The organism is Paenibacillus sp. G34, assembly GCF_056856875.1.
On record NZ_CM166469.1, the window covers coordinates 2,223,352 to 2,248,538 of the forward strand.

A 25,187-nucleotide genomic window follows, 5' to 3' on the forward strand; every position below is an offset into this window, starting at 1 on the left:
GAGGAGAGATGATGATGAATAATCTGTGCGTGGCACATCGTGGGTTTTCTTCCATAGCGCCGGAGAATACGATGGCGGCTTTTAATATGGCGATGGAAAGACCGGAAGTTCAATGGATGGAACTGGATGTACAGTTATCCCGTGACGGCATACCTGTAGTGATCCATGATTTCACATTGGAGCGTACGACAAATGGCAAGGGCCCCGTGAAGGATATGGATTGGTCTGCGTTGAAACAACTGGATGCAGGATCATGGAAGGGCAAGAACTACACTGGTGAGCGTATCCCCTCGCTGAGCGAAGTCTTGGATCGTTCTGTCGGCAAAGTTCGATTAAACATCGAATTGAAGACACAAGGAGACATGTACCCAGGTTTGCCTGCAGCAGTGATATACGAAATTAGAAAAAGGCATATGCAGCATGATGTCGTTATCACATCTTTTGAACCAGCTGCATTGGTTGAAGTTAAAAAGCTTGCACCTGAATTGCAAACCGGTCTCATTATCGATGCGAAACCAGGGGATCTGCTTGTAGTGCTGAAACAAATGCATTGTACTTTCCTCTCACTGGGATACACCAATGTAGACAAAGCGCTGATGACCGAAATGAAAGCTGCAGGTATTCGAGTGATGGCGTGGACGGTAGATGACAAGGCAAGTATGAAAAAATTAGCAGCCATCGATCCAGATGTGATGATATGTACCAATCGGCCTGATGTCTGGGAAGACGCGTTTCAGGAAACGAGCAGCCGTTTTTTCAGGCCTTAATCTAAGCCATAATCTAAACTGTAGTTGAACTAACAAATGTAGCATTCAATCCAGCAAAGGTGGTTACAGCTCTATGTTAACTAATATTCGTAATGTGTATTGTGTAGGACGAAACTATAAACTTCATGCCGAAGAGCTTGGTAATGCTGTTCCAGATGAGCCGATGATTTTTATGAAACCTTCTCATGCTGTTGTGGCTCTGAATGGAGAATGGCTTGAACTGCCAGCCTCGAAGGGTGAAGTTCATTATGAGGCCGAACTGGTGATTCGTATAGGTCAGGATTACAAGCCGGGAGTACGTGTCGATGAACTGGTGGATGCCTATGCGTTCGGTATTGATTTTACGTTGCGTGATGTGCAGACGGTGATTAAGAAAAAAGGGCACCCGTGGACGGCAGCAAAAGGGTTTAAAAACTCCGCACCAATTACAGCCTTTCAGACATTCCCGGGAGCGGCGGCACTGCAAGAGAAAGATTTCACTCTGACGAAGAACGGTGTTCAGGTTCAGCGTGGAAATATCATCAACATGATCTTTAGTCTACAGGATATTGTGGATTATGTAGGGCATCATTATGGGCTGGGACCAGGAGATATTATTTTCACGGGTACACCAGAAGGTGTAGGGGCTGCTATGGCAGGAGATGTGCTTGAACTGGCATGGGATGGCGAAGCTCTGGGAGCGTGTACAATCAAGGCAGCGGAGTAAACGATCAGCAAAGTGATCCGCAAGATGAATGGCAATACAGCACAAATCAACATAGATTCATGTTAGCAAGGGGGGCGTGCGTAATTGCGCTCTTTTTTGCGTTTCGCTGCCTTGTATAATATTAGATTGAAGCGAAAGATGGACTAGATATATGCTCTGTCAGCACTCTCTGTGATCAACTCTGCAATTTCCATGGACTGAAGTGCATGTTGCTCAGAGCTGATGCTTCCGTTAGCAAGACGTTCATCCAGCTGAGTCTGTAACTGTTTGATCTGAATGGCAATAGCTTTGGCGTAATTACCGCCGCTACTCTCTGCAATCGTTCGCAGCGAATGTCCCTGATACAGTTTCTCCGCCAGTTCCTCTTCGGAAGCCTGGTTCAGAGCATTAAGAAGTTCATCGTCTTCATTCTCACTGCTGTTATCCAGGTCAACAATAGACCATTTGGGTTCGGGAATCGGGTAGATGGTTGATTTGCTCCATGCAGATCCGGCGAAAGACATCGTAACAATCATTGTACCTAGTATAAAAACTCTTTTCATATTCATCGTTATGCTCCTCGTTTCTATCGTTGTATACGAAATAAATCGCAGTTGTTCTCGTTGCTTGAGCTAAACTTATTGTAACTCGGGAACCTGAAGCGAAACTTAAAAATAAATAAGGTTTTGTTCGGGGCTAAGTTCGGTTTCGGCATTGGCCTCAAACCGTGGTATAATTAACTTTCAAAAAAATAAACGTCATGTGGACGGTACAAGTATCACATGCAGGAGAACTTATGGATTGGATTATTGGAGCTGTTTGCGCTTCACTGGTAGTAGGGGCTGCTTATGCTAAAAAATCGCTAACCCTGTCTGGATGCCTTGCAGCAATTCTGATGGGTACCATATATTACGGGGCAGGCAATCTGTTCTGGTTCGGAACACTGCTGTTGTTTTTCATCACGTCAACACTGCTTTCCAGATTTCGCAAAGACCGAAAGCAGGAGATGGAGAAGTCTTATGCCAAGACAGGTAATCGGGACGCCGGACAAGTGATGGCAAATGGCGGCATAGGCATGCTGTTATGTCTGGCGAATTGGTTCATTCCTCATCCGGCGTGGATGTATGCTTTTATCGGGGTCATGGCGACGGTCACTTCAGACACATGGGCAACAGAGATCGGAAGTCTTAGCCGCAAGCCGCCTCGTTCTGTACTTACTTGGAAGACGTTAACATCTGGAGCATCGGGCGGGGTTTCATTATTGGGTAGTTTCGCTGCTGCTGTGGGCGGTGTTGTCATTGGTGCAGGAGCTTTTATTTTTGCATCAATAAGTGGTATAGATCATACAGGGTGGTTTGGCTGGGTGTTGGTTGGGCTGATTGGAGGTTTGGCTGGAGCGTTCGCGGATTCGTATCTGGGTGCAACCGTACAAAAGATGTATCGCTGTACGGTATGCGGACGTGAGGTTGAAGTTCATGAGCATTGTGGTCAGCCAACGATAAACGCTCGCGGCTGGTCGTGGATGAGTAATGATCTGGTCAATGTGCTGAGTTCTGTGATTGGTGCATGCATAGCCATCGGGTTAGGCAGTATTTTGGCTTCATAGGGAGGGAATGTAGGTTGAATACGGTGCAGGGAGACAAATCGGAGGCTATCTTGGATGCTGCCTACGGCATTTTCGGGTCGAAAGGATTCTACGAAACCAAGATGTCCGATATTGCCGATGAGGCTGGTATTGCCAAAGGCACGATTTATTTATATTTTAAAAGCAAGGAACAATTGTTTGTCGCTGTATCCAAACGGGATTGTAACAGTTTTATCAGCCGTCTGGAATATGCATTACAAGCACATGAGAACACAGGTGACAAGCTGGGCGCTATCGCCAAAACACATCTGACGTATTATTATGAACGGCGCAATCATACAAAATTATTTTTTATGGCACCGAATAATGACCCGGATCTAATGAAATTTATGAAGGCTTTTATGAACGAGTATATGAGCATGGTATGCAATGTTCTTGAGAGTGCAGGCGTACCTGAGCCTGTGTTGCTGGCTGAAGCCTATATCGGGATTCTGGACCGACTGAAGATGGATATCATGTTGAATCCGGAATTTAATGAGCAAGATCTGAACAAACGAATCGCTTTTGCAGCGGCGTTGTTTTTGGACGGATGCCGTTCCTTTTTGCGGGTATAAGGAGATAGGAATCGTATAGTAGTTTAAAAATGAGTTCAGGATAGAGCATTTCAAATTATAGAGAAGTGTGGGTAACGGGCAATGAATATAATGACGGTAGAACAAGTTGCAAAAAGTTATGGTGAAAAAATACTGTTCAAAGATGCTTCATTTGGTATGGCAGATCAGGATAAAATCGGTGTCGTTGGTGTGAACGGTACGGGGAAATCCACGTTTTTGCGAGTTATCGCAGGTCTGGAGCCTGCTGACGAGGGACAGATCTCCATCGGTAATGACGTACGCGTGCAGTTTCTGGCACAGAATCCGGATTTCAACCCGAACAATACGGTATTGCAGCAGGTGTTTGAAGGTGATAGTGCCGAGATGAAAACGGTGCGTGAGTACACGGAAACGATGGAGTTGCTTGAATTGAACCCGTCGGATAGCGCTCTGAATGATCGTTTGATGCGTCTGAATCAACAGATGGAGCAGTTACAGCTCTGGCAGATGGAAAGCGAAGCGAAGAGCATTCTGTCCAAGCTGGGCATACAGCAATTTGATGCGCATATGGGCACTTTGTCGGGTGGACAGCGAAAAAGGGTTGCGCTTGCTTCCGCGTTAATTCATCCTTGTGAACTGCTTATTCTTGATGAGCCGACGAACCATATCGACAATGATTCCGTTGTTTGGCTGGAGCAGTATTTGCAGAAGCGTCGCGGCGCGCTGCTGATGATTACGCATGATCGCTACTTCCTCGATCGTGTGGCCAATGTCATGCTCGAGCTTGATCATGGGCGTTTATTCCGTTATGAAGCGAATTATACACGGTTTCTGGAGCTGAAGGCTGAACGGGAAGAACGGGAGTCTGCATCGGAGCAAAAGCGGAAAAATCTGTTGCGTACCGAGCTTGCATGGATTCGCCGGGGAGCCAAAGCGCGGACGACCAAACAAAAGGCGAGAATTGATCGCTTTGAACAACTTAAAGATCAGCAGGGGATTCAACGTTCTGGTTCACTGGAAGTGTCTGTTGGCTCTACACGTTTAGGGAAAAAGATATTGGAGATTGAACATCTCTCCAAATCTGTTGATGATCGCATGCTGATCAATGATCTCAGTTATATTGCAGTCCCTGGCGACCGGGTGGGCATTGTAGGTCCGAACGGTAGTGGTAAGTCAACTTTGCTACAGATGATTTCAGGCCGACTGCAGCCGGATGCTGGAGAAGTTGTGCTGGGCCCAACCGTGAACCTGGGTTACTTCACTCAAGAGCATCAGGAAATGGATGAAACGCTGCGAGTGATCGAATATATCAAGGAAGTGGCCGAGAATGTGAAAACAGCGGATGGTTCACTGATTACTGCTTCCCAGATGCTCGAACGCTTTTTGTTCAGTCCTGCAGCGCAATGGACACCGATCGCCCGGCTATCTGGCGGAGAGAAGCGCCGATTGTATTTGCTTCGAATTTTGATGGCAGCACCGAATGTTCTGTTGCTGGATGAGCCGACCAATGACTTGGATATTCAAACGCTTGCTGTGCTTGAAGATTATCTGGATGAGTTTCCGGGCGTTGTATTCGTTGTATCCCATGATCGCTACTTCCTTGACCGCACAGTGGACAAAGTGCTGGCGTTTGAAGGGAACGGAGCGATCCGAGTACACGTTGGTGACTATAGTGAATATGCAGAATGGATGCTAAAAAATGCCCCTGGAAGTCAAGAAAGTGGTGCTGGATTAGCCAAGAAACAGGTCATCGAAAAAAGTCCAGAAGCATCGGCTCCCGCATCAGCGCAGGCAAAACCTAAACTGAAATTCAGTTTCAAAGAACAGCGTGAATATGATCAGATCGACGAAAACATCGAGAAAGCTGAAGCAAATCTTGCTCGGATTAATAAGGAGATGGAAGAAGCATTCAGTGATTCAGCCCGTCTACAGGAATTAATGGCGGAGCAAGCCGAGGCAGAGCGCCAACTGGATGAGTTGATGGAACGTTGGACTGTACTGAATGAGCTGGCAGAACAGATTGAGCAGAACAAATCCTGACCTGTATTTTGCGTGCAAAACATATGATTGCCTTTCTCTCATAAAGCGGCCGAATGTCGCTTGGGAGAAAGGCATTTTTTGTTGAAATATAAATAATGATTCAGGTAAGGCGGATAAATATGAAACGTTATCTCTGTTCATTACGTTTTATTTAGTAAAGAATTCCATAGAAGGGAGGAGTATTGAGTTGATTAATAAGGAAATCAATGAACAACTTGCTGTGCTGAAGGAAAAAGGAAGAATCTATGAAAAATGGACGAATCGTCTTCACAAGCTTCAAGATGAGGAGAAACAGTGGGGGATGAAAGTGGAGCAGTGTACCATAGCTCTTCAGAAGGAACAAAGAGATGTTGATCGGCTGAACAGTACGAGTTTAGCCTCATTTTTCTATGATCTGATCGGTAAGAAGACGGAACGTCTGGAGAAAGAGGAACTGGAATTGCTGGAGAGCAAGGCAGCATATGATACAGCATGCCGAATGTTGCAGGATATACAAGAGCAGCGGATACAAGTCGAGCAGGAACTTCGCAGACAATCTCAATATCAGTTCTGGGAGAGTGACTACCAGGTTTTATGGGGAAAGAAAGAACAAAGTTTGCTTAAACAGGACGAAGAATTGCAACAATTAGCAGAAGAACAGGAGCATCTGGCGAGTGAGCTACAGGAGCTTAATGAAGCTCTCAGAGAAGGTGAGTATCTGGTATATGCGCTTGAACGTGCTGAGAAAGCCTTGGAATCAGCGGGGAATTGGGGCATCTATGACATGATGGGTGGAGGTGTACTCTCTACGCATATCAAGCGTAGCCGTATGGATGATGCGCAAGTAGCTATTATGGATGCAGGCAAGCGTCTTCGACGTTTTCAGAAAGAGTTGGAAGATGTGGAGATGGCGGTTAATGCGGATTTGAATCTGGGTGGTTTGCTGTCTTTTGCAGACTATTTCTTTGATAATTTCTTTGTGGATTGGATGATTCAGGACAAAATTCGCAGCGCCGAAAAACAGGTTAAACACGGGCTAAGCATGGTGAGTCAGACATTACAGGTATTACGGAGTGAAATTAAGGATCACGAATCCCGACTTGACGTTCAGGGGCGTAAGTATCGCGATTATGTTGAACATGCGTGACTGAACTCTCAACTAATGAACGTATTTTTATGTGCCGTATTTCGCATTGTTGCCAGTTGGGATAATAAAGGACACATTCCTCTCTCACACGTATTGATCATGTGCAGAGAGGGCGTGTCCTTTTTTCGTTACATCCATTTAGTAGATTGATTAAATTAAAGTGAATTGAAAAACGAAGCGACGTTATTTTTTATTTACTTCGTGGTAATGTATGCGGCGAGTAACCGGGCTGTATTCATCACCGCGTTTTTGTGCGTGCGTTCCATGGAGTGCGAAGCGTGAACTCCGGGGCCGATTAGAGCAGCTCGAATGTTGTTGCCGCCACGCAGAGCAGCACTGCCATCTGACCCGTATTGAGGGTAAATGTCCACCACGTAATCCATGCCGTCCTGTTTGGCTAGCTCGACAAGACGGCTTGTCATATTGTAGTCATAAGGACCTGAAGAGTCTTTAGCACAAATAGACACATCGGTCTCTTTGCAGCTCAGGTCATCACCCATAGCGCCCATATCTACAGCGATCATTTCACTGATTTCAGCTGGGATATAGGCAGCTCCGTGCCCAACCTCTTCATAGTTGGATATCAGCAGAGAAACATTATGTACCGGTTTCCAGCCTTCACGATGTGCAGATTCAAGGATACCAAACAGGGCAGCCACACTGGCTTTATCATCCAGATGGCGAGATTTGATGTAACCGCTTGGTGTGATGACAGCCCGTGCATCAAAGGAGATGAAGTCACCTACGTTAATGCCCAGATTTAAAACATCCTCTTTGGAAGATACAACTTCATCAATCCGGACTTCCATATGATTTTCTGAGCGCTCGAACGTACGTGCATCCGGATATACGTGCACAGATGGATGTAAAGAGAGGATGGTTCCCGTGTACACTTTGCCGTCTCTTGTGTGAATGGAGCAATACTCGTTCTCGATACTATGCATCGTAAAACCGCCTACAGAGGTCAGTTTTAGAGTGCCGTAAGAAGTGATAGATCGCACCATGGCACCAAGGGTGTCTACATGCGCACTTAGAGCAACGGTTTTGGAAGAATCTTTACCAGGCAACGTGAGCATAGCTCCACCTTTGTTGTTCAGTTCACAGGAGATGTTTAGGGATTGAGCTTCATTGCGAATCATCTCCATAATGTGATAGGTGTATCCGCTGGGACTGGGTGTATCAAGCAATTTTTTTAAAAAAGAAAGAACGTAAGATTCATCAATGGTAAAACTCATTATTATAATCCTCCTTAATCATGCAGGCGCTGGTCCAACAGAATACAGCCTGTCTGGGGAGAATGTATGTCCATTCCGATCCGCCAGCAGGCTGTCTCTGATGCTACAACGTACCTGTATTGTTTCCTTTGTGCTGAGCTTGGATTGCATCGTTGTGTAGCTGTTGATCATATTCAGAATCGTTTGGACTTATGGAATCCAGATTATCGTACGAAACAGATGCAGGAGCGCTGGCTGCAGAAGCTTCCAGTTCAGCTACACGAAGGTGCAGCCGCTTGTTCTCCCGTTGCAATCGATATTGACGGTAAATTCCGTAAGAACCTACAATAATACCCCCAATTAACGTACAGCCTAGAATCAGCAAAATCAATGGAACTCGAACCGTATTGAACAAAAGGTTAACCTGAACAGAATCTACATTGATGACTGCGAAAATACCTGTCAGCAGTGCAAAAACAAGACCTGCTATTAGCGCCCATTGCATTTTCATGATGTTGCCTCCTTGTTGTGGACCAATTGCGAACTAGAATGCATTACCCTTTTTCAACCGAACTGTATCTTGTTTGATTATAAAATCCCTTGCCCGTCTGGGCAAGGGATATAGATTACAGGGGATTGCAACCTTATTTGGTTAACTGTTCCATTTGTTCGATCAATTCCTTGAAAACACTCATCGCTTCATGGATAGGCTGCGGTGTCGACATATCGACACCTGCTTTTTTCAAAATATTGATGGAGTAGTCACTGCCGCCACTCTTCAGGAAACCGAGATAACGATCCACTGCAGGTTGACCTTCTTCCAGGATTTGTTTGGAGAAGCTGGTCGCTGCCGAGAATCCGGTAGCATATTTATAAACATAGAAGCTGTTATAGAAGTGGGGGATACGTGCCCATTCCATCTCGATATCTTTGTCAACGACCATATCGTTACCATGATACTTTACATTCAGATCATAGTATATTTCGGATAGAAGCTGTGGTGTGAGTGCTTCACCCTGTTCTGCACGTTCATGAATAATTTTCTCGAACTCAGCGAACATGGTTTGACGGAATACCGTAGTCCGGAACTGATCTGCATAATACGTAAGTAAATACAGTTTTTCCTTCGGATCAGTGGATTTATTCAACATATAATCCATGAGCAGAGCTTCGTTTGTCGTGGAAGCGACTTCTGCAAGGAAGATCGTATACTGTGCATCACGATACGGAAGGGTGGTATCTGAATAATGCGAATGTAACGCATGACCCATCTCATGTGCCAATGTGAACATGCTGTTCAGATTGTCCTTATGGTTGAGCAGTACATATGGGTGAGTGCCATAAGCACCCCAAGCATAAGCGCCTGAGCGTTTGTTCTCATTTTCGTATACATCAATCCAGCGGTTATCATATCCAGTTTGAAGAGCGTCTGCATATTCTTTGCCGAGCGGTGCCAGACCTTCCTTCACAGTCTTTTTGGCTTCCTCATAGGTAATGTCCATCTTGTATTCATCCACAAGTGGAGCGAACAGATCGTACATGTGAAGCTGGTCTACACCAAGCAACTTTTTACGTAGATCCATATAACGGTGCAAGAGGGGAAGGCTTTCATGGATCGTGTCTACCAAGTTGTTATAAACATCCGTTGGGATGTTATCACCATACAGGTTCATTTCCATTACTGAAGGGTATTTCCGCACGTTGGCATAAAACATATTTTTGGTTACGTTGGCATTCAGTGCTGCGGCAATCGTATTTTTCTGTTTTGCATAAGTTTCATATACTGCTTTGAAAGCACGTTCCCGCACTTCACGGTTTGGATTCTCCAGAAACTGGATGTAGCTTCCATGAGTCAATTCAACTTCATTGCCGTTCTCATCCTTAATACGTGGAAACTTAAGATCTGCATTGTTCAACATGCTGAAAATGGTTTGGGGAGCCTGAGACAGGTTACCGACCTGTGCAAGCAGTGCTTCTTCAGTCTGACTTAACACATGAGCCTTTTCCCGTTTCATCTCTTCTAGGGTAAAGGTGTATGCGGATAATTTCTCATTTTTAATGAGAGCGTCAAGCTCTGAATCCGGTAAAGAAAGAATCTCGGGTGTAACAAAGGAAAGAGCTTCGCCTACCCGTACACCGAGCTTCTGAGCTTTTTGGGAGAGACTTTGATATGTAGGGTTAGCTGTGTCTTCATCTTGATGCATGCGAGCATATACGAAAAGCCGTTCAAGCTTGAGCCCGATTTCGTCTTCGAATTCGAAGCTGGCTTTAAGGACGTCCGGCTGATTTAATTTGCCTTGGAATTCGGAGGCTTTTTTCATCATAGAAGATACTTCTTCATATTCCTGATCCCAAGCCTTCTGATCGGCAAATAAATCTTCTAGTTTCCAAGTATGCTCGGCTGGTACTTCGGAACGTTTTAATAGTTTACTCATGGGAATCCTCCTTTGATTATGTGCTTCATGTGCTGAAAATACCGGCATAGCCGCCTTCGTCTCCTGTGCATATGCATCAGGAGATGAAGGAATCAGACTAAGAACCAGAAGAACAGATAACGATTTCTGATATTTCAACAGCCTTCCTCCTTACCACACGAATAACTTGGAAAAATTAAATCCAAATAACTTCGTATAGTATGACCTGGGCACAGCTGAAATATTTGAGCGCCTTGAACTGCGTGTGATCACATTCAGTATCTTGAATCAGGCTCCCATGTTAACGAGGTAATATACGATGAGGAAAAAGGCAAAGCAAACGAGCAGCGTAGCGATTAGTGCCATTCCTCTTCTTAGACGATCCGGCACGGAATTACGTCCCAGGATCAGAGCGAACCCGAGTGCAAAGGCAAGAATGATGAAGATAACGACATTGCCTGAATCCAGCTGCATCGATTAAACTCCCTTGAAGGCTGCCATTAGCGCACGCCATTCATCTTCGCGATTTTCGAAATCCTCCTTTGGAAAACGACGCTCAGCCCAATGCATCAATGCCGGACGGCTGAGGAAGGTATGGCATTCTTCGCCCCACTCTTCGGAAATTTCCCGCAGAACTAGATATTTGCCTTGGACTTCTACAGTCATCATATTCCACTTGTCTGTTTTGTATATTTCGTGTTTTTTTATCATAGGTAGTCTCCAAACTAACGGTTTTGGTAAAATGATACCGTACCCTACGATGCAAAGCAAATTTTTTCATCGTTTTTGGAAAAGATAAATTGCAAAATGGAAGCCCATACAGTATAATGAAGGTATTCGCCATAGATGGCGATATTTTTAGGAGGTTGTTCATTTGAAAGGTACAGTTAAATGGTTTAACGCAGAAAAAGGCTATGGCTTTATTTCAGTTGAAGGCGGCGAGGACGTATTCGTACATTTCTCCGCAATCCAAGGCGACGGCTTCAAAACTTTGGAAGAAGGTCAAGCGGTAGAATTCGAAATCACTGATGGAAACCGTGGTCCTCAAGCAGCTAACGTAACTAAATTGTAAGATTTTTCCGTTACATTCGGACTTCTTATAAATGATCGATTATAGCTGAACATAACAAACACAAGCACAGTCCCCATTCGGAGGCTGTGCTTTTTTTGATTTTACAAAACTCACGATGAACGGCTGGTGAAAGTACGAATAAATTGAGTGCCAAAACCAATCAAGGCAGCCAAGGCAAAGGCCATCGCCGTGAGATAAAACGTGTGACGTCCGGTAAGCTCCAGAAGCAAGCCCCCCAAGGTTCCGCTTAACAGTCCGGAAGCACTCGACCATACAATGGTAAAGAGAGCCATGCCCGTTGCCCGATAGTCATCAGGGACAAGCCGGGTGACATAACGAACGGCAGTGACATAGAAGATACCGAAGGTAACGCTGTGCATGGTCTGAATAAGAACCACGGCAGCAGGTGTGTGTGAAACGGACATGAGCAGTAATCGAACCGTATACATTAAGGCAGCCAAGGTGAGGAGTGGAAGCTCTTTATATTTGTTGCCGTACTTGCTCAATAACAAAAATATCGGAATCTCACTGACAGAGGAGATGAGTAAGGCCCAGCCGATCAATCCCTCACTTGCACCCAAGTCTTTGAGCGTTATTGTCAAAAAGGCTTCGTTCATCCGATGTCCCATAGCGAGCAGGAACACACAACCGAAAAAAGCAAGAACATCTCTGCGTTTCAAGATAGCCCACAAACCGGATAACTCCATTTTGCTGCCGCCGCCGGAGGGTTGATCACGTAATTGAAAGCTAATCAGTAAGGTTACAGTTGCTAGGCTGATACAGATCCACATCGTCCATTCGGCACCAAAAGATCCAAGCACATATCCGATGCTAAGTGCGAAAAAGGCGTATCCGATTGAGCCAAAGACCCGAATGGACGTGAAATTACGACCATATTTGCTTGCTGTAGTGATCGCCATCGTATCCGAAAGCGGGTAGACCGGATAATAGAAAAAGTAAAATAAGGTTACCAGCACAAACACTTCGCCAAAACTTGATGCATTGGCCAAGAGTACACCAGTGATTAATTGACCGCCAAGCAATAGAATCATTACTTTCCGTACGGTCTTGTACTTGTCGCTCGCCATGCTCCAGAACATGTTAGAGAATACAGAAATGAGTGGACCAATGCCATACAAATAACCAATCTCGGCCGGGCTGAAGCCGAGATGGCTGAAGTAGAGCTGAAAGTAGGATACCACAAGTGCGGTGGACCCAAAGATGGTAAACATCAGTGCCCGAAGCCAGTTCTGATCTGGTCGGGACGTAAGGCTTGATTTCATGATGAGAAGCTCCAATCTTGAATTACAATTCAATATTTAATTGTTTTTGTTCGTTAATTTTCTAAATGCCATTAGTCTTACATGGATGAAGACCTCCCAGATGGTGGGACAGACATCGTTGGTTCTTTTTGCGTGCGCCGGATGACCAGCCAGACAATAACCAGTTCTGCAAGTAAACCAAGGGATTGGGCAGCAGCCCCGATCATGCCGTTCCATGCTGGGAAAATGCTGACGAGAATGAGCAACACTATGATGGTGCAGATGGCATTGGCGCTTTGTGAACGAAACATCGTTTTGGTCTGTCCGCGCAGCAGAATCAAACCATTGCTGAAGTCCAGAAAAGGAGAGATTAGCGGGAAGAGCACAAAAGCGCGAAGTGTCCAGAGACTTTGCTCCAACAACTGGCCCTGAACGCTCATAATATTTTCGAAAACCCATGGTCCTAGTGGCGTATACGCAATGGAGACCGTCAAAGCAAACGGAATAAAACCAGTAACAAGCGCGAATTTCTTGACGAGCTTCGCATCGATCAGATAGAAATTCAGCACGATCTGATGAATATAGGTGAAAAAACTCAACATGAGCTGCATCAGACTGCTCGCTACAGCAAACGAAGAGATAGCCAGCGCAATTCCAGTTGTTTTACCAAGCACAATGTTGATCACAGGACCTATAAAAAGTGCTACAAAACTGGATAAAAGCAAGGGTTTGTAAAAACGATACACATCTCCTTTGCTCTCAACGGGATGATCCTCAAGCTTAGCAGGCATTTTCCGCATAATGCTTCTGCCCTCCAAGTAGCTGACAAGAGCTTCAATCATCATACCTGCAGCAAATATGATAGCGCCTACACGTCCACTGTTAACGGAGTCTGTGTAGATGAAATACAGAGATAATCCGTACATACCTGCTAATCGAAATATCATGCCGATCGTGAGCCATTTGGTTCGGTTGTTCGTGATGATAATGCCTTGGTAGATATTACGGATGACAGAAAAAATACTGACATACATCAGAATCTCGTAAACATCAATCACTTTGCCTAGCAACTCTGGGCTTACACCAAATAAATATTTGAACACCCCGGTACCGACGGGGGAGTAAACGATTAGAAACCCAATCAGTAACACGCAGGCCAGAAATATTTTCGTTACAAACGTAAGGGCCTGAAAAGAGAGGCGATCACGCACCAACGCAGAACAGGTTTGGCGCAGTAAAGTGGAGGGGCGCTCCGTGAGGGTCAGCAAACTTCCGGCAATGGCATAACTTGCAATAACAGTCTCCGGATGAGCAGAACGTGCGAGTGTGCTGTTAATGATTACGTGTGATATCGTAACTAGAGAGGCGGAGATGCCAAGTGGCACAAAAAAAGAAAATAACCGTCTCCACGAAAGTGGTTCACCTGACGACATGTCAACGACTCCTTTGATGGATAGAAATATGCATAGTATATCATAAAGTTTTGGACGGGGATGCGATTTTTTACGCGGTTTATGCGGCAGATCATTTGTACAATTAAGGGGATCATATTATAATAGGAATGGTTAAAATCGCTCTAATACGTATTCAACCAAAGTGGAGGCACATTTATTTTGAGCCAATCAAATCGAAAACGTCATCAGTACCCGCGAGGACCGCTGGCATTGATGAGAGGGGTGTACAAATACACCATTCCGGAAACGCGCAAGGCATTAGATGGATGGCGTGCTCAGGCGGAGACAATTCCAAATGAGGAATTGCGTACACAAGCACTTGCCAGTCTGAAGGATAAACAATTTCACTGTGAAGGTGGAACCGTCTATGCTTTGGCCGATATGCCGAACAGACACATTCTCATTCCGTTAATCGTTTCATACCAAACCATAAGTGATTATTTGGACAATCTGTGTGACCGCAGCACCTCGATGGACCCGGATGACTTTCGTCTGCTCCATCAATCCATGCTTGATGCGGTAGATCCCGAGGCGACACCTGTCAATTATTATGCGCTCCGTGAGGAGCAAGATGACGGTGGATACTTGCGGAATCTGGTGACAACATGTCAGAAGCTGACTCGTCAGCTACCGGGATATGCGTCAGCCAAGCCACAAATACAGGATCTGGCAGGCCTATACACGGACCTGCAGGTATATAAGCACATCAAACCGGAACTGAGAGAAACGGCCTTGCTCGAATGGTGGTCGGAGCATCGCCACCGCACGCCTCAGTTTCGCTGGAACGAATTTGCCGCTGCTACTGGCTCTACTCTGGGTGTATTTATGCTGTTCCTCGCTGCGAGTGACGATCAGTTGACCGAAGAGCAGGCGGTTTCAATCCACACGGCCTATTTTCCGCACGTATGTGCACTACACATCATGCTCGATTATTTAATTGATCAGGATGAGGATCGTGTTGAAGGGGATCTCAACTTCTGTAACTACTATGAGAACGTTGAGATGATGCTTGACCGAATTGCTTTTATTGTGGAGATGGCTCGTAGTGATGTGCAGAGGATTCCGGGAAGTGCTTTTCACCGGATGATTATTGAAGGACTGATAGCCATTTACCTGTCTGATCCCAAAGTCAGCGAACAACAGGAAGTTCGTGTTGTGTCCAAACGTCTGATGAAGAAAAGCCCGATTACACGTGTGTTTTTCTTCATTTTCAGTCGCTGGATACGAAAGCATATGTAAGTCAGGTGTATTATTGCGGAGCCTGAAGTGAAACTAGAGGAGGAAGAAACATCATGACAGCAGTAAAAAAAATCGCAGTGCTAACGAGCGGTGGTGATTCACAGGGGATGAACGCGGCTGTTCGTGCGGTTGTTCGCAGCGGACTATTTCACGGGTTGGAAGTGTTCGGTATTCAACGTGGATACCAAGGACTCTTGAACAACGACATCTTCCCGATGGATTTGCGCAGTGTAGGGGATATTATCCAGCGTGGGGGAACCGTTCTGCAATCTGCACGTTGTAAAGAGTTTTATACCGCTGAAGGCCAGCAAAAAGGGGCAGACATTTTACGCGCACGCGGTATTGATGGACTTATTGTTATCGGCGGAGATGGTTCATATCATGGTGCAAACAAACTGAGCAAGCTTGGTATTAACACAATGGGCTTGCCAGGTACAATTGATAATGACATCTCGTTCACGGATTACACGATCGGATTTGATACATCCGTTAGCGTCGTGGTTGACGCGGTAAACAAATTGCGTGACACGATGTCTTCCCATGAACGTTCTTCCATCGTTGAGGTTATGGGCCGCCACTGTGGAGACATTGCGCTGCATGCCGGACTTGCTTCGGGAGCAGAAACCATTCTGGTACCAGAAGTACCCTTCGACATGGACGAGGTGGCTGAACGTATGAAAGCAAACTTCGCACACGGCAAACGCCACAGTATTATCATCGTAGCTGAAGGCGTAGGTAAAGGCGAAGACGTGGCCAAAGAACTGATGGAGCGCTGCCCGACGTATGAGCCGCGTGTTACCGTTCTCGGACACATTCAGCGCGGTGGTACGCCAACACCGTTTGACCGTAACCTTGCAAGCCGTCTTGGTGATTTCGCAGTGCGTAGTTTGATTGCGGGTGAAACGGATAAAGGCTGCGGACTTGTCAAAGGTGAGCTCGTTCTGACCGATATTGATAAAGTGGTGAACACCAAAAAAGCTTTCGATATGGAAACGTATGAGCTTGCACAACGCTTGTCTCAATAAATTCTTCCAAAAAAAAGAGCACAGTCCGTATGATTCGGAGCCGTGCTCTTTTTTGTATTATCAGGTTAGCCGGTAATTACTTTTTAGCCTTTTTTCTAATCCTTGTTAATGGAGTATTCTCCTTCATTTACGCGAAGAGAAGCTTGCGGGGAGTACGCTTCTTGCTTATGCGCGAAGGGAAGCTTGTTTTTGCACCCGGAACAGTCTCCACAACAGCGCAGTTGCCCCCACTGCGAGTCCTGCAATAAGACCAATCCAGTATCCAAATGCCCCAAGTGAAGTGTAAGTTGCGGTGAAATAACCAACGGGCAGACCGATAATCCAATAAGCGACAAAGGTAATGATTAACGCCGGATTGACATCTTTATACCCCCGTAGTGCTCCCTGTGTCGGAGTTGCGATGGCATCCGAGATTTGGAAGAAGATCGCATAGATCAGGAAATGTTGGGTTAGTGTAATTACTTCCTGTTCATTCGAGTAGATTCTTGCGATCGACTCTCCAAAAACCACCAAAATGATCGCTGTAACCAAAGATAGCCCGATTGCTCCTCCAATGCCAAGCAGACTATACTGTTTGGCGTCTTTCAGTCGGCCTGCACCATTTTCAAAGCCAACCAGAATGGTAAGGGCCATACAGATGCTCACAGGCAACATATAGAGCGTGGAGGCAAAGTTTAATGCTGCCTGATGAGCAGCTATGGTGACCGTATCGAATCGGCTCATTAGCAGCGTGACTGCGGCAAAGATGGACGTTTCAAAAAAGGTGGCGAATCCAATGGGAACTCCGATGACCAGGAGCTCTTTCCATTTGCTCAGAGAGATGCGTGACCATTGCCGGAAAACACCATATTGAGCAAACGGCTCCATGCGATGGGCGAAAAACAGGCTGATCAGAAAAATAAGCCAATATGTACAAGCTGTGGCTACACCTGCACCAACTCCGCCTAATTGAGGAAAACCCCCCCGCCCAAAGATGAGCAGATAGTTCAGCAAAATATTAACGGGTAGGGACACCAGCGTGATAAGCATGGTGACACGTGTCTGTCCAAGTGCGTCCATGAAACTACGTAGCACAGTGTACCCGAACAGTGGCATGATACCAAAGGCAAGCGCGCATAGGAAATAAAACGCTACATTTGCAACATGCGGCTCCAGAGGCATCCCACTTAAAATAGGACTCAGCAGAAGAGAACCTGCTCCTAGCACAATGAGACCTACGGCTATTCCGAGGTAGAGTGCCTGAATCACGCTATGACCGATCTGATCATTCCGCCTTGAGCCAAGCAGATGAGAAACAACAGGAGTTATGCCCATTAGAATCCCGCTAAGCCCGGTCTGCACAGGCATCCACAGACTTGTGCCTATTGCCACTCCTGCGAGATCGGCGGGCGAGAATTTGCCGGACATGTTGGTATCGAAAAATGACATGGCCGAAAGTGCGATCTGAGTAGTAAAGATGGGCAAAAATATAATCAGGAACTGTCTGATTTTTTGTGGGAAACTCGATGTATTCATATTCACTAAAAATGCCTCGCGATCTATATAGTTATCATGCTGATGTCACATCAGACAGCTATTAATTGTAGAGGATTTTTACGAATTTGGATAGTGTAGCAGGTGGGTTGGGGTTCGAAATGGATCTTATGATGATACCGATGACAGTAAAACGATGACAATAAAACATTAAAACCCCGTTCCCACTACAAATGGAACGAGGTTGAGACAAAGAGCGTTTGCGATCTGAGGATGATCAATGAGGTCAAATGAATATTTGAATTTATAAGTTCAATTTATTTGTATTGTACACCAGGTGTGTAACGATTGGAGGCATTCCACAGCAGATATTCATCCACATTCATTTCCTTCATCGCCCTGATCTGATCTTCTACCTGTTTTTTGCCATATTTGATATAATGTCCGCTACCCAGCCAGCTTGCCGTGAAGTCTTGAATCCATGGACGAATAACTGGTTTGAGTTCTTTCGTAGGGTCAAGCTTCTTGTGTGTATCCTTCATGGAACCTTTAATCGTCGTGTAGGGGTCTTTATCAGGATCTTTCACGCCATACCAGCCAGTAGAATAATGACTTGGATAGACCATAGGCGAGATGACATCCACGTTTTCCGATATTTTCACAAAATCCTGACCAATACCTGCGGCTGCCGGCACAGAGGCAGCATAACCAAAAATATCTACCGAAACTCGGACACCAAGTGGTGCGAGCTCTTTCCGTGCGTATTGCACGAACTCTGCGACAACGTCAACGCGTGATTGATCGGTTTGCGAGTACTTCAGTTTATCTGCACGTGTCTCGAATCCCTCAGGAAATCGAACGTAATCAAATTGAATTTCCTTGAAACCAAGCTTGGCAGCTTCTTTGGCAATTTCAATGTTGTAATCCCAGACTTCCTTGCTGTAGGGATTCACGAAACTGTCTCCTTTCCCGTTGGCCCATACAGAGCCGTCTTGATTGCGGAAGGAAAGCTCGGGGTTCTTTTTAGCCAGAATGGTGTCTTTGAATACAACGATACGCGCAATGGGATAGATCTTGTGTTTTTCTAATCGTTTCATCAAGGCATCGATATCCCGAATGAAGGACTTGGCTTCGCCCATTTTGTTCACTGCTGTGTTCTTCGTGGGGTAGGTAATGTATCCGAGATCATCTTTGACATCAATAACCATAGCATTCAGTTCAGTTTGATCTGTCAGTTCGAGCAATTGTGCCATCCGAGCACCACCTGCACTGTATGCGGTGACATATATGCCTTTAACAATAGGGGCATCGGGTTGAGGGTCTACCTTCGCAGGAGGGTTGTTAGCGTCGATGACGACTTGTTCTTTTTGTGATTGAATAATGGCAGTGTTAAAACTACTGCTTAACGAGGGTAGTTGACTATTACTGCTATGACCCAGATCCGTAGTTACCGACGTTCCTCCGAAATTTCCCAAGGCCATTGCGAACAAGGCCCATAGTATATTCATCCTTTTCCACTCCCTTTATGTACATTCCATAATTGAATTATACAGCAAAGCCTCCGTGCTTTTAACCATATTAATCCTTTTATGAAACAAGTGGGAAAGTGAAAACCGCTCCCTGACTGAGGAAATTCCTCGTCAAGAAGCGGCGTAAACGGACTAAAAAATTATTGGATATATACATCATTCTGATGCTCACAAATACTGTACTGAATGATTTCCATTGCATCTCCCTGTTCCAGGATGCCCAGCCCATCCCGGAGAACAATCAAAGAGTCGAGTTCATTCGGTTTCAAGAAAGGGAGCATTTCCGGGCACCATTTGTTGACAATTTCAAACAGTTTTACCGTTTCCGTATCCACAATAATCACCCTTTCCTACTCGAATTCCAAAATGGTAAGTCATTCGGCGCGAATCGGGAAAGCATATGGCTTTGTGAAAAGTAAAGGTTAGAACCTGCTTACAACATATTTAAGAGCGGTGCACCATTATTATACCACAAACTTATGAATTGTTAACGGGCGGATGTCTAGCTTCGGCGGAATGAGCCCATAACGCCTACCGTTTCCACGATGTTAACAAAAGCCTTTGGATCAGTTTCTTTGATAATCCGTTTGATCTCAACTAATTCGTAACGGGTTGTCACAGTCATTAACATATCCTTTTCGATGTCCGTGTATGCCCCTTGGGTTTTGATTTTTGTAACTCCACGGGGTCTGCTCAGCAGTTTTTTCAACATGGCTTCGGTTTCGTTTGTGATGATGTACAAGGTAACCTTCACGTGACTGATATGAATGAGATCCAGCACTTTACCTGTAACATAGATCGATACCATGGAGGCAAGAGCAATATTCCAGTTGTTATTCAAATAACCGGCTAACAAAATGATCGCTCCGTTCATGCCAGCCATGACAGTGCCGATAGGGAAATCACGATTTCTAGTGAAAATGGAACCGACAATATCGAGGCCTCCAGTAGAGCCACCGACTCTAAAAGACACCCCTGTGCCGATTCCAACCAGCACACCGCCAAACACACAACTTAACAAAGGATCGGTTGCCACAGCAGAAACAGGCAGCAGTCCAATAAACCAAGAAGTGGCTGCTACCGATACAATGCTCAATATAATGAAACGTCGTCCAAGAATAAACCAACCTGCAACGAGCAGGGGGATGTTAAGAACAAAATACATTATACTAAGATTCAGATTGGTAAAATAACCTAAAAGCATGGAAATACCGGATACTCCACCGCTCAGAAGCTGATGGGGAAGCAAAAACCAGTTAAAGCCGCAAGCAATCGCTGCAGCACCCAAAATGATCACCAAAGAGTGCCAAATTATTTTGGGCAATTTAATCACCTCATTTTTATTTAAAACCAGATTGCTGGTAATCTTGAATAGTTTTATGATATAATGATTTGTGGATATTCTTGAGTAGGAAACTTTTCCCAAATCGAAAGCTAAAATTTGAAATGTTTCAAACACATGATTGTAGTTTTAGTCTTATCTTGGGGACCCATTCATGGAATTATGTTCGTTCATGAAAATAATTCGTCCCGTTGGGATACCCTATAAATATTAACGCTACTTAAGAATACAGACAACAAAGTGGATTGTCCACCATGTCCACCATATAAAAGGAGTATGAATAATTTTGACAAATTTAAATTTCACTGATTTCAATCTTGAACCACTGGTGCTGCAAGCCATCACTGAGCTCGGGTTTGAAGAAGCAACGCCGATTCAATCCAAATCAATCCCTTTTGCACTTGAAGGAAGAGATTTGATCGGTCAAGCTCAAACTGGTACGGGTAAAACCGCAGCATTCGGTATTCCGTTGATCAGCAAAATCTCCAAAACGGATGATAAAATCCGCGCCCTCATTATGGCACCTACACGTGAACTTGCTATTCAAGTCGCTGAAGAGATCGAAAAACTTACTCGCTTCAAAGGTCTGCGCTCCCTGCCAATCTACGGCGGACAAGATATCGTACGCCAGATTCGTGCATTGAAAAGAAAACCACAAATTATCATCGGTACACCAGGACGTCTCCTTGACCATATCAACCGCAAAACAATCAAACTTGATGATGTACAAACTGTCGTGTTGGACGAAGCAGATGAAATGCTCGACATGGGTTTCATGGAGGATATTCAATCGATCCTGAAACAAGTTCCAGATGACCGTCAAACGATGCTGTTCTCTGCAACAATGCCTCCTAACATTCAAAAATTGGCTCAACAATTCTTGACTAATCCAGAACACGTTTCTGTTATTCCTAAACAAGTTAGTGCTCCATTGATTGATCAGGCTTATATCGAAGTTCCTGAGCGTCAAAAATTCGAAGCTCTTAGCCGTTTGCTGGATATGGAATCACCAGAATTGGCAATTGTATTCGGACGTACTAAACGTCGTGTAGACGAATTGGCTGAAGCTTTGCAAAAACGTGGATATTCCGCTGATGGTTTGCATGGCGACTTGTCTCAAAATCAACGTGATACTGTAATGCGTAAGTTCCGTGACGGTAGCATTGATGTACTCGTTGCAACAGACGTAGCTGCTCGTGGTCTCGATGTATCCGGCGTAACACACGTTGTGAACTTTGACCTTCCGCAAGATCCGGAAAGTTATGTTCACCGTATCGGCCGTACAGGTCGTGCGGGTAAAGAGGGTGCAGCATGGTCTTTCGTAACTCCGCGTGAGATTGATCACTTGCACTTCATCGAGCGTGTAACACGTCACCGCATTCCGCGTAAACCGTTGCCTACGATGGCAGAAGCGGTTGAAGGAAAACAACGTGTAACGGCTGAACGTCTCCTGGAGATTGTACAATCCGGTGAGCTGAACGAATACAAAGGTATTGCCATTCAAATGCTGGAGCAATATGATTCCGTACAATTGTTGTCCGCAGCTTTGAAACTCCTGACAGGCGACAAAAAAGATGCTCAGGTTGATCTGACTCCTGAAGATCCAATCCGTGCTAAACGTCGCAGACCAGATGTTCGTTCTGGCGGACGCAAGCCATCAGGTTACAGCGGTAACCGTAGCAGTGGCGGCGGTGGTGGTTACAACCGTGATCGCAACAGCAGTGGTGGCGGACGTGGCGGTTACAATCGTGACCGCAACAGCAGTGGTGGAAGTGGAAGCAGAGAAGGCGGCTACAACCGTGATCGCAAACCGCGTCCAAGCAACAATGAAGGACGTCGTCCGGCTAGAGACAACTCTTTCGAATAAGTGTAACATTTAATGAGGATGGGGCAGGAAGCTGCTCCATCTTTTTTTACTTTGCAAAAGTTCATAAACTTTCCATTTATTAGAGCGTTCAAGGATGTCAGCAAGCATCTTCTTTCGGGAAGTGCTGGCTTTTCCTATATATAATAAGGTATATTAATATTAGAATTTAGGTTAGACGCAAGGTGTGGAGGAGGAGAAATGTTTGGAATTTAAAGGAGCTATGGGCGGGCTTTACCGGCTGACAGAATGGATCACAAGACTGGCCGCAAGCAATCTCTTGTGGGCGATCTGTTCGTCACCGTTCTTGTTTTTCATGGTTATGAAACTGCTCGTCATGCAGCAGAATCTCGCGAACGAATCATTACAAATGAACTGGGCTATAGCCATTGTGGCACCGCTTACACTGTTTCCGGCAACCTCGGCTTTGTTCACGGTTGTTCGTAAATGGAATATGGGAGATACGGATGTGCCGATCTTTCGTACATTCTTTACAGGTTACAAGGAAAACTACAAACAAAGTTTAATCGGGGGTATTTTTTACACACTACTGTTCGCGATCATGTATCTGGACTATACGGTTTATATGACGCAGTTCCGTAATATGCAACTGGTTGGCATAATTATGCTCGTGTTGTTGCTGTTGTTGTTTGTATCCCTGTTTAACTTCTTTTCTATGGTTGTACATTACCATATGTCGATCGGCCTTATTATCAAAAATGCAGTTCTGTTAACGCTGATTAGACCTTTCCGTGTGTTCTCCACATTACTGGGAAGCGGGTTGTTGTTCTATTTCGGATTGCGTTATCCGGTGTTATTTATCTTTTTCATTATGAGCATCGTGGCTTGGTTTGCGTTCTTTAACTTCTATGCTACCTATAACAAAATGCAGGAGCAAATGCAAAAGATTCAATTACAGAAAGAAGAAGAAGAGGCTGCTGCGCTGGCTGAGAAATCAGCTGAAGAGAGCGAACCGCAAACTTCTGAGCCTTCTGATAATAAAGATTTAACACAGCAAAAATAAAACATGTCTGTATGGCATTTACTTTTTACACAGTTAGGGATATAATAATTGTACATCCTGCGATGTACGTTTCGGTTATTCGTTGTTTTGAACCAATGATGATGTCTTCGGGAGATTAATACAAAGTGTTGCTGAAAAGCCCTGTCTATACGACATGGGGACTTCAAACGCATTTTTGCAGTCACCCACCTGCCAAGCAGGTTCATAAGACAATGTAGCCGGACGGCATAGGCGGGTTTCTAATTTTACCATGTACAGCACCCTGACTTTCCTTGTTACGAGGAAGCCGGGGTGTTTTTATGTTGGTTTATGGATGGATCTGATAAAAAATCGGATTCGGGTTATTGTTTATCTCTGTATTTTTGTTAAATATGATGCTTACCCTTTTGTTACTACTTGAACAATGTTACACTAGAATACATAATGGAACGGTTACACTCAAAGGAGGAAGGGTCTTGACCTTAAAGAGAACGCTCGTCGGTATCATCCGAAGTATGGAGGGGACCAGCGATCGAGCCAAGGATCCCAAATTAAAAACAAGGTATTACAATTTATCTAAAGAGAAAGCTTGGGAAGAAGTTTCTTCGACACTCAAAAAAATTCCGGGATATAAAGTGCTCCATGAAGTGCACTCGGTAGGTGAAATTATACTGGAGAAACGCACAACATTTGGGCGCACGATGGATATTACGGTATCCATTATTTCCGTAAGTCCTGTTCGGAGTGCGGTGGATATGTACTCTGCTTCCCGCGGTTCAATGGGGGATCTGGGTTCAAACTATCGTACGATTATGCACTTGTTCTCTGTACTGGATAAAAAGCTTAGCAAGTATAAGGCGAATGAGTGAAATAAATGATGAAATAATAAAAAGCGAGAGAAGGCTGACCTTCCTCGCTTTTATTCTGCACATATGAAAGTTGTTTTACAGCAAAGCTTTTACAGCGGCGATGGCTTGCTCGAAGTTAGGGGAGTCCGTCATTTCAGGCAGATACTCCACATATGTAATTTTGTCTTCGGCATCCACAACAAAAATAGAACGCATGTCGAGTTGGAATTCTTTGATTAGAACACCATAGTTCTCGCCGAAAGAGCGTGTTTTGTAATCGGAAAGGGTAACTACACGATCAACGCCCGCCGCACCGCACCAACGTTCTTGTGCGAATGGAAGGTCTACGCTAACGGTAAGAACAACAACGTTCTCTCCAAGATCGGCAGCTTCAACGTTGAAGCGGCGAGTCTGTGCATCACATACGCCAGTGTCCAGGGAAGGAACAACGCTGATTAATTTGATCTTGCCTGCGAAGTCTTTCAGTGATGCATCTTCAATCAAGTTTTTGCTCACAGTGAAGTCAGGTGCTTGATCGCCCACTTTCAATTCGGGTCCGATCAATGTGATAGGGTTGCCTTTGAATGTGGCTGCGCCTTTACGTTCTTGTGTCATAAATAATGTTCCTCCTTATAAATTGGTGATCCGTGCC

At 45.0% G+C, this 25,187-nt stretch carries 25 protein-coding genes and 1 other RNA gene; 13 read left to right on the forward strand and 13 right to left on the reverse strand.

Features of this window, described 5'->3' with window-relative positions:
• Positions 1-14: 14 nt before the first annotated feature.
• Both AC1VYS_RS10170 and AC1VYS_RS10175 read left to right on the forward strand, forming a co-directional pair.
• Positions 15-767: a glycerophosphodiester phosphodiesterase gene (locus AC1VYS_RS10170; RefSeq protein WP_482914139.1), complete on the forward strand. Its 753-nt coding sequence runs from the start codon at positions 15-17 to the stop codon at positions 765-767.
• Positions 768-840: 73 nt separating this feature from the next.
• Positions 841-1,473 (forward strand): fumarylacetoacetate hydrolase family protein, encoded by a 633-nt coding sequence (locus tag AC1VYS_RS10175; RefSeq protein ID WP_482914140.1) that lies wholly within the window; start codon positions 841-843, stop codon positions 1,471-1,473.
• Positions 1,474-1,616: 143 nt separating this feature from the next.
• On the opposite strand, the gene AC1VYS_RS10180 is transcribed toward AC1VYS_RS10175, so the two are convergent.
• Entirely contained in the window at positions 1,617-2,021 is a 405-nt protein-coding gene (locus AC1VYS_RS10180) for a hypothetical protein (protein ID WP_482914141.1), read from the reverse strand.
• A 227-nt stretch (positions 2,022-2,248) separates the two neighbouring features.
• Between AC1VYS_RS10180 and AC1VYS_RS10185 the strand changes: the two genes are divergently transcribed.
• The 4 genes from AC1VYS_RS10185 to AC1VYS_RS10200 all read left to right on the forward strand — a co-directional run bounded on the left by AC1VYS_RS10185 (position 2,249) and on the right by AC1VYS_RS10200 (position 6,796).
• Positions 2,249-3,058 (forward strand): DUF92 domain-containing protein, encoded by an 810-nt coding sequence (locus AC1VYS_RS10185; RefSeq protein WP_482914142.1) that lies wholly within the window; start codon positions 2,249-2,251, stop codon positions 3,056-3,058.
• Positions 3,059-3,072: 14 nt separating this feature from the next.
• Positions 3,073-3,651, forward strand: a complete 579-nt coding sequence (locus tag AC1VYS_RS10190; protein WP_482914143.1) for a TetR/AcrR family transcriptional regulator — start codon at positions 3,073-3,075, stop codon at positions 3,649-3,651.
• Positions 3,652-3,732: 81 nt separating this feature from the next.
• The gene (locus tag AC1VYS_RS10195; protein WP_482914144.1) at positions 3,733-5,670 is read left to right on the forward strand and encodes an ABC-F family ATP-binding cassette domain-containing protein; all 1,938 of its coding nucleotides are present in this window, start codon (positions 3,733-3,735) and stop codon (positions 5,668-5,670) included.
• A 187-nt stretch (positions 5,671-5,857) separates the two neighbouring features.
• Positions 5,858-6,796 (forward strand): hypothetical protein, encoded by a 939-nt coding sequence (locus AC1VYS_RS10200; RefSeq protein ID WP_482914145.1) that lies wholly within the window; start codon positions 5,858-5,860, stop codon positions 6,794-6,796.
• 194 nt (positions 6,797-6,990) lie between these two features.
• On the opposite strand, the gene AC1VYS_RS10205 is transcribed toward AC1VYS_RS10200, so the two are convergent.
• The 5 genes from AC1VYS_RS10205 to AC1VYS_RS10225 all read right to left on the reverse strand — a co-directional run bounded on the left by AC1VYS_RS10205 (position 6,991) and on the right by AC1VYS_RS10225 (position 11,135).
• Positions 6,991-8,031, reverse strand: coding sequence for a M42 family metallopeptidase (locus AC1VYS_RS10205; protein ID WP_482914146.1), 1,041 nt, complete (start codon positions 8,029-8,031; stop codon positions 6,991-6,993).
• A 103-nt stretch (positions 8,032-8,134) separates the two neighbouring features.
• A complete protein-coding gene (locus tag AC1VYS_RS10210; RefSeq protein WP_482914147.1) occupies positions 8,135-8,521 on the reverse strand; it encodes a LapA family protein in 387 nt (128 codons plus the stop codon).
• A 133-nt stretch (positions 8,522-8,654) separates the two neighbouring features.
• Positions 8,655-10,445 (reverse strand): oligoendopeptidase F, encoded by a 1,791-nt coding sequence (gene pepF / locus AC1VYS_RS10215; protein ID WP_482914148.1) that lies wholly within the window; start codon positions 10,443-10,445, stop codon positions 8,655-8,657.
• 267 nt (positions 10,446-10,712) lie between these two features.
• Positions 10,713-10,898, reverse strand: coding sequence for a hypothetical protein (locus AC1VYS_RS10220; protein WP_090924720.1), 186 nt, complete (start codon positions 10,896-10,898; stop codon positions 10,713-10,715).
• 3 nt (positions 10,899-10,901) lie between these two features.
• On the reverse strand, positions 10,902-11,135 hold the full coding sequence (locus tag AC1VYS_RS10225) for a hypothetical protein (RefSeq protein WP_434751855.1): 234 nt from the start codon (positions 11,133-11,135) through the stop codon (positions 10,902-10,904).
• 163 nt (positions 11,136-11,298) lie between these two features.
• Between AC1VYS_RS10225 and AC1VYS_RS10230 the strand changes: the two genes are divergently transcribed.
• The gene (locus AC1VYS_RS10230) at positions 11,299-11,496 is read left to right on the forward strand and encodes a cold shock domain-containing protein (protein WP_056700251.1); all 198 of its coding nucleotides are present in this window, start codon (positions 11,299-11,301) and stop codon (positions 11,494-11,496) included.
• Positions 11,497-11,606: 110 nt separating this feature from the next.
• Here AC1VYS_RS10230 and AC1VYS_RS10235 read toward each other — a convergent pair whose 3' ends face one another.
• Entirely contained in the window at positions 11,607-12,779 is a 1,173-nt protein-coding gene (locus AC1VYS_RS10235) for an MFS transporter (RefSeq protein WP_482914149.1), read from the reverse strand.
• 77 nt (positions 12,780-12,856) lie between these two features.
• Positions 12,857-14,191: a multi antimicrobial extrusion protein MatE gene (locus AC1VYS_RS10240; protein WP_482914150.1), complete on the reverse strand. Its 1,335-nt coding sequence runs from the start codon at positions 14,189-14,191 to the stop codon at positions 12,857-12,859.
• 180 nt (positions 14,192-14,371) lie between these two features.
• Here AC1VYS_RS10240 and AC1VYS_RS10245 point away from each other — a divergent pair, with 180 nt between their 5' ends.
• Positions 14,372-15,451 (forward strand): tetraprenyl-beta-curcumene synthase family protein, encoded by a 1,080-nt coding sequence (locus tag AC1VYS_RS10245; RefSeq protein ID WP_482914151.1) that lies wholly within the window; start codon positions 14,372-14,374, stop codon positions 15,449-15,451.
• 53 nt (positions 15,452-15,504) lie between these two features.
• Complete coding sequence (pfkA, locus tag AC1VYS_RS10250; protein WP_123064288.1) at positions 15,505-16,476, forward strand: 6-phosphofructokinase; 972 nt, start codon at positions 15,505-15,507, stop codon at positions 16,474-16,476.
• Between the two features lie 165 nt (positions 16,477-16,641).
• On the opposite strand, the gene AC1VYS_RS10255 is transcribed toward pfkA, so the two are convergent.
• From AC1VYS_RS10255 to AC1VYS_RS10270, 4 genes are all read right to left on the reverse strand, one after another.
• A complete protein-coding gene (locus AC1VYS_RS10255) occupies positions 16,642-17,991 on the reverse strand; it encodes an MATE family efflux transporter (protein ID WP_482914152.1) in 1,350 nt (449 codons plus the stop codon).
• Positions 17,992-18,266: 275 nt separating this feature from the next.
• A complete protein-coding gene (locus tag AC1VYS_RS10260; protein ID WP_482914153.1) occupies positions 18,267-19,457 on the reverse strand; it encodes a putative glycoside hydrolase in 1,191 nt (396 codons plus the stop codon).
• 161 nt (positions 19,458-19,618) lie between these two features.
• Positions 19,619-19,813, reverse strand: a complete 195-nt coding sequence (locus AC1VYS_RS10265) for a hypothetical protein (RefSeq protein ID WP_090924726.1) — start codon at positions 19,811-19,813, stop codon at positions 19,619-19,621.
• Positions 19,814-19,980: 167 nt separating this feature from the next.
• Complete coding sequence (locus AC1VYS_RS10270; RefSeq protein ID WP_482914154.1) at positions 19,981-20,802, reverse strand: YitT family protein; 822 nt, start codon at positions 20,800-20,802, stop codon at positions 19,981-19,983.
• Between the two features lie 304 nt (positions 20,803-21,106).
• On the opposite strand from AC1VYS_RS10270, the gene cshA reads away from it, so the two are divergent.
• From cshA to AC1VYS_RS10290, 4 genes are all read left to right on the forward strand, one after another.
• Positions 21,107-22,687, forward strand: coding sequence for a degradosome RNA helicase CshA (gene cshA, locus AC1VYS_RS10275; RefSeq protein WP_154886576.1), 1,581 nt, complete (start codon positions 21,107-21,109; stop codon positions 22,685-22,687).
• Positions 22,688-22,889: 202 nt separating this feature from the next.
• Positions 22,890-23,708 (forward strand): YesL family protein, encoded by an 819-nt coding sequence (locus AC1VYS_RS10280; RefSeq protein ID WP_482914155.1) that lies wholly within the window; start codon positions 22,890-22,892, stop codon positions 23,706-23,708.
• 51 nt (positions 23,709-23,759) lie between these two features.
• Positions 23,760-23,950, forward strand: a non-coding RNA gene (gene ssrS / locus AC1VYS_RS10285) — 6S RNA.
• Positions 23,951-24,163: 213 nt separating this feature from the next.
• Positions 24,164-24,556, forward strand: coding sequence for a DUF1499 domain-containing protein (locus AC1VYS_RS10290; protein WP_434751844.1), 393 nt, complete (start codon positions 24,164-24,166; stop codon positions 24,554-24,556).
• 75 nt (positions 24,557-24,631) lie between these two features.
• On the opposite strand, the gene tpx is transcribed toward AC1VYS_RS10290, so the two are convergent.
• Positions 24,632-25,150, reverse strand: coding sequence for a thiol peroxidase (gene tpx / locus AC1VYS_RS10295; protein WP_441925421.1), 519 nt, complete (start codon positions 25,148-25,150; stop codon positions 24,632-24,634).
• Between the last annotated feature and the right edge of the window lie 37 nt (positions 25,151-25,187).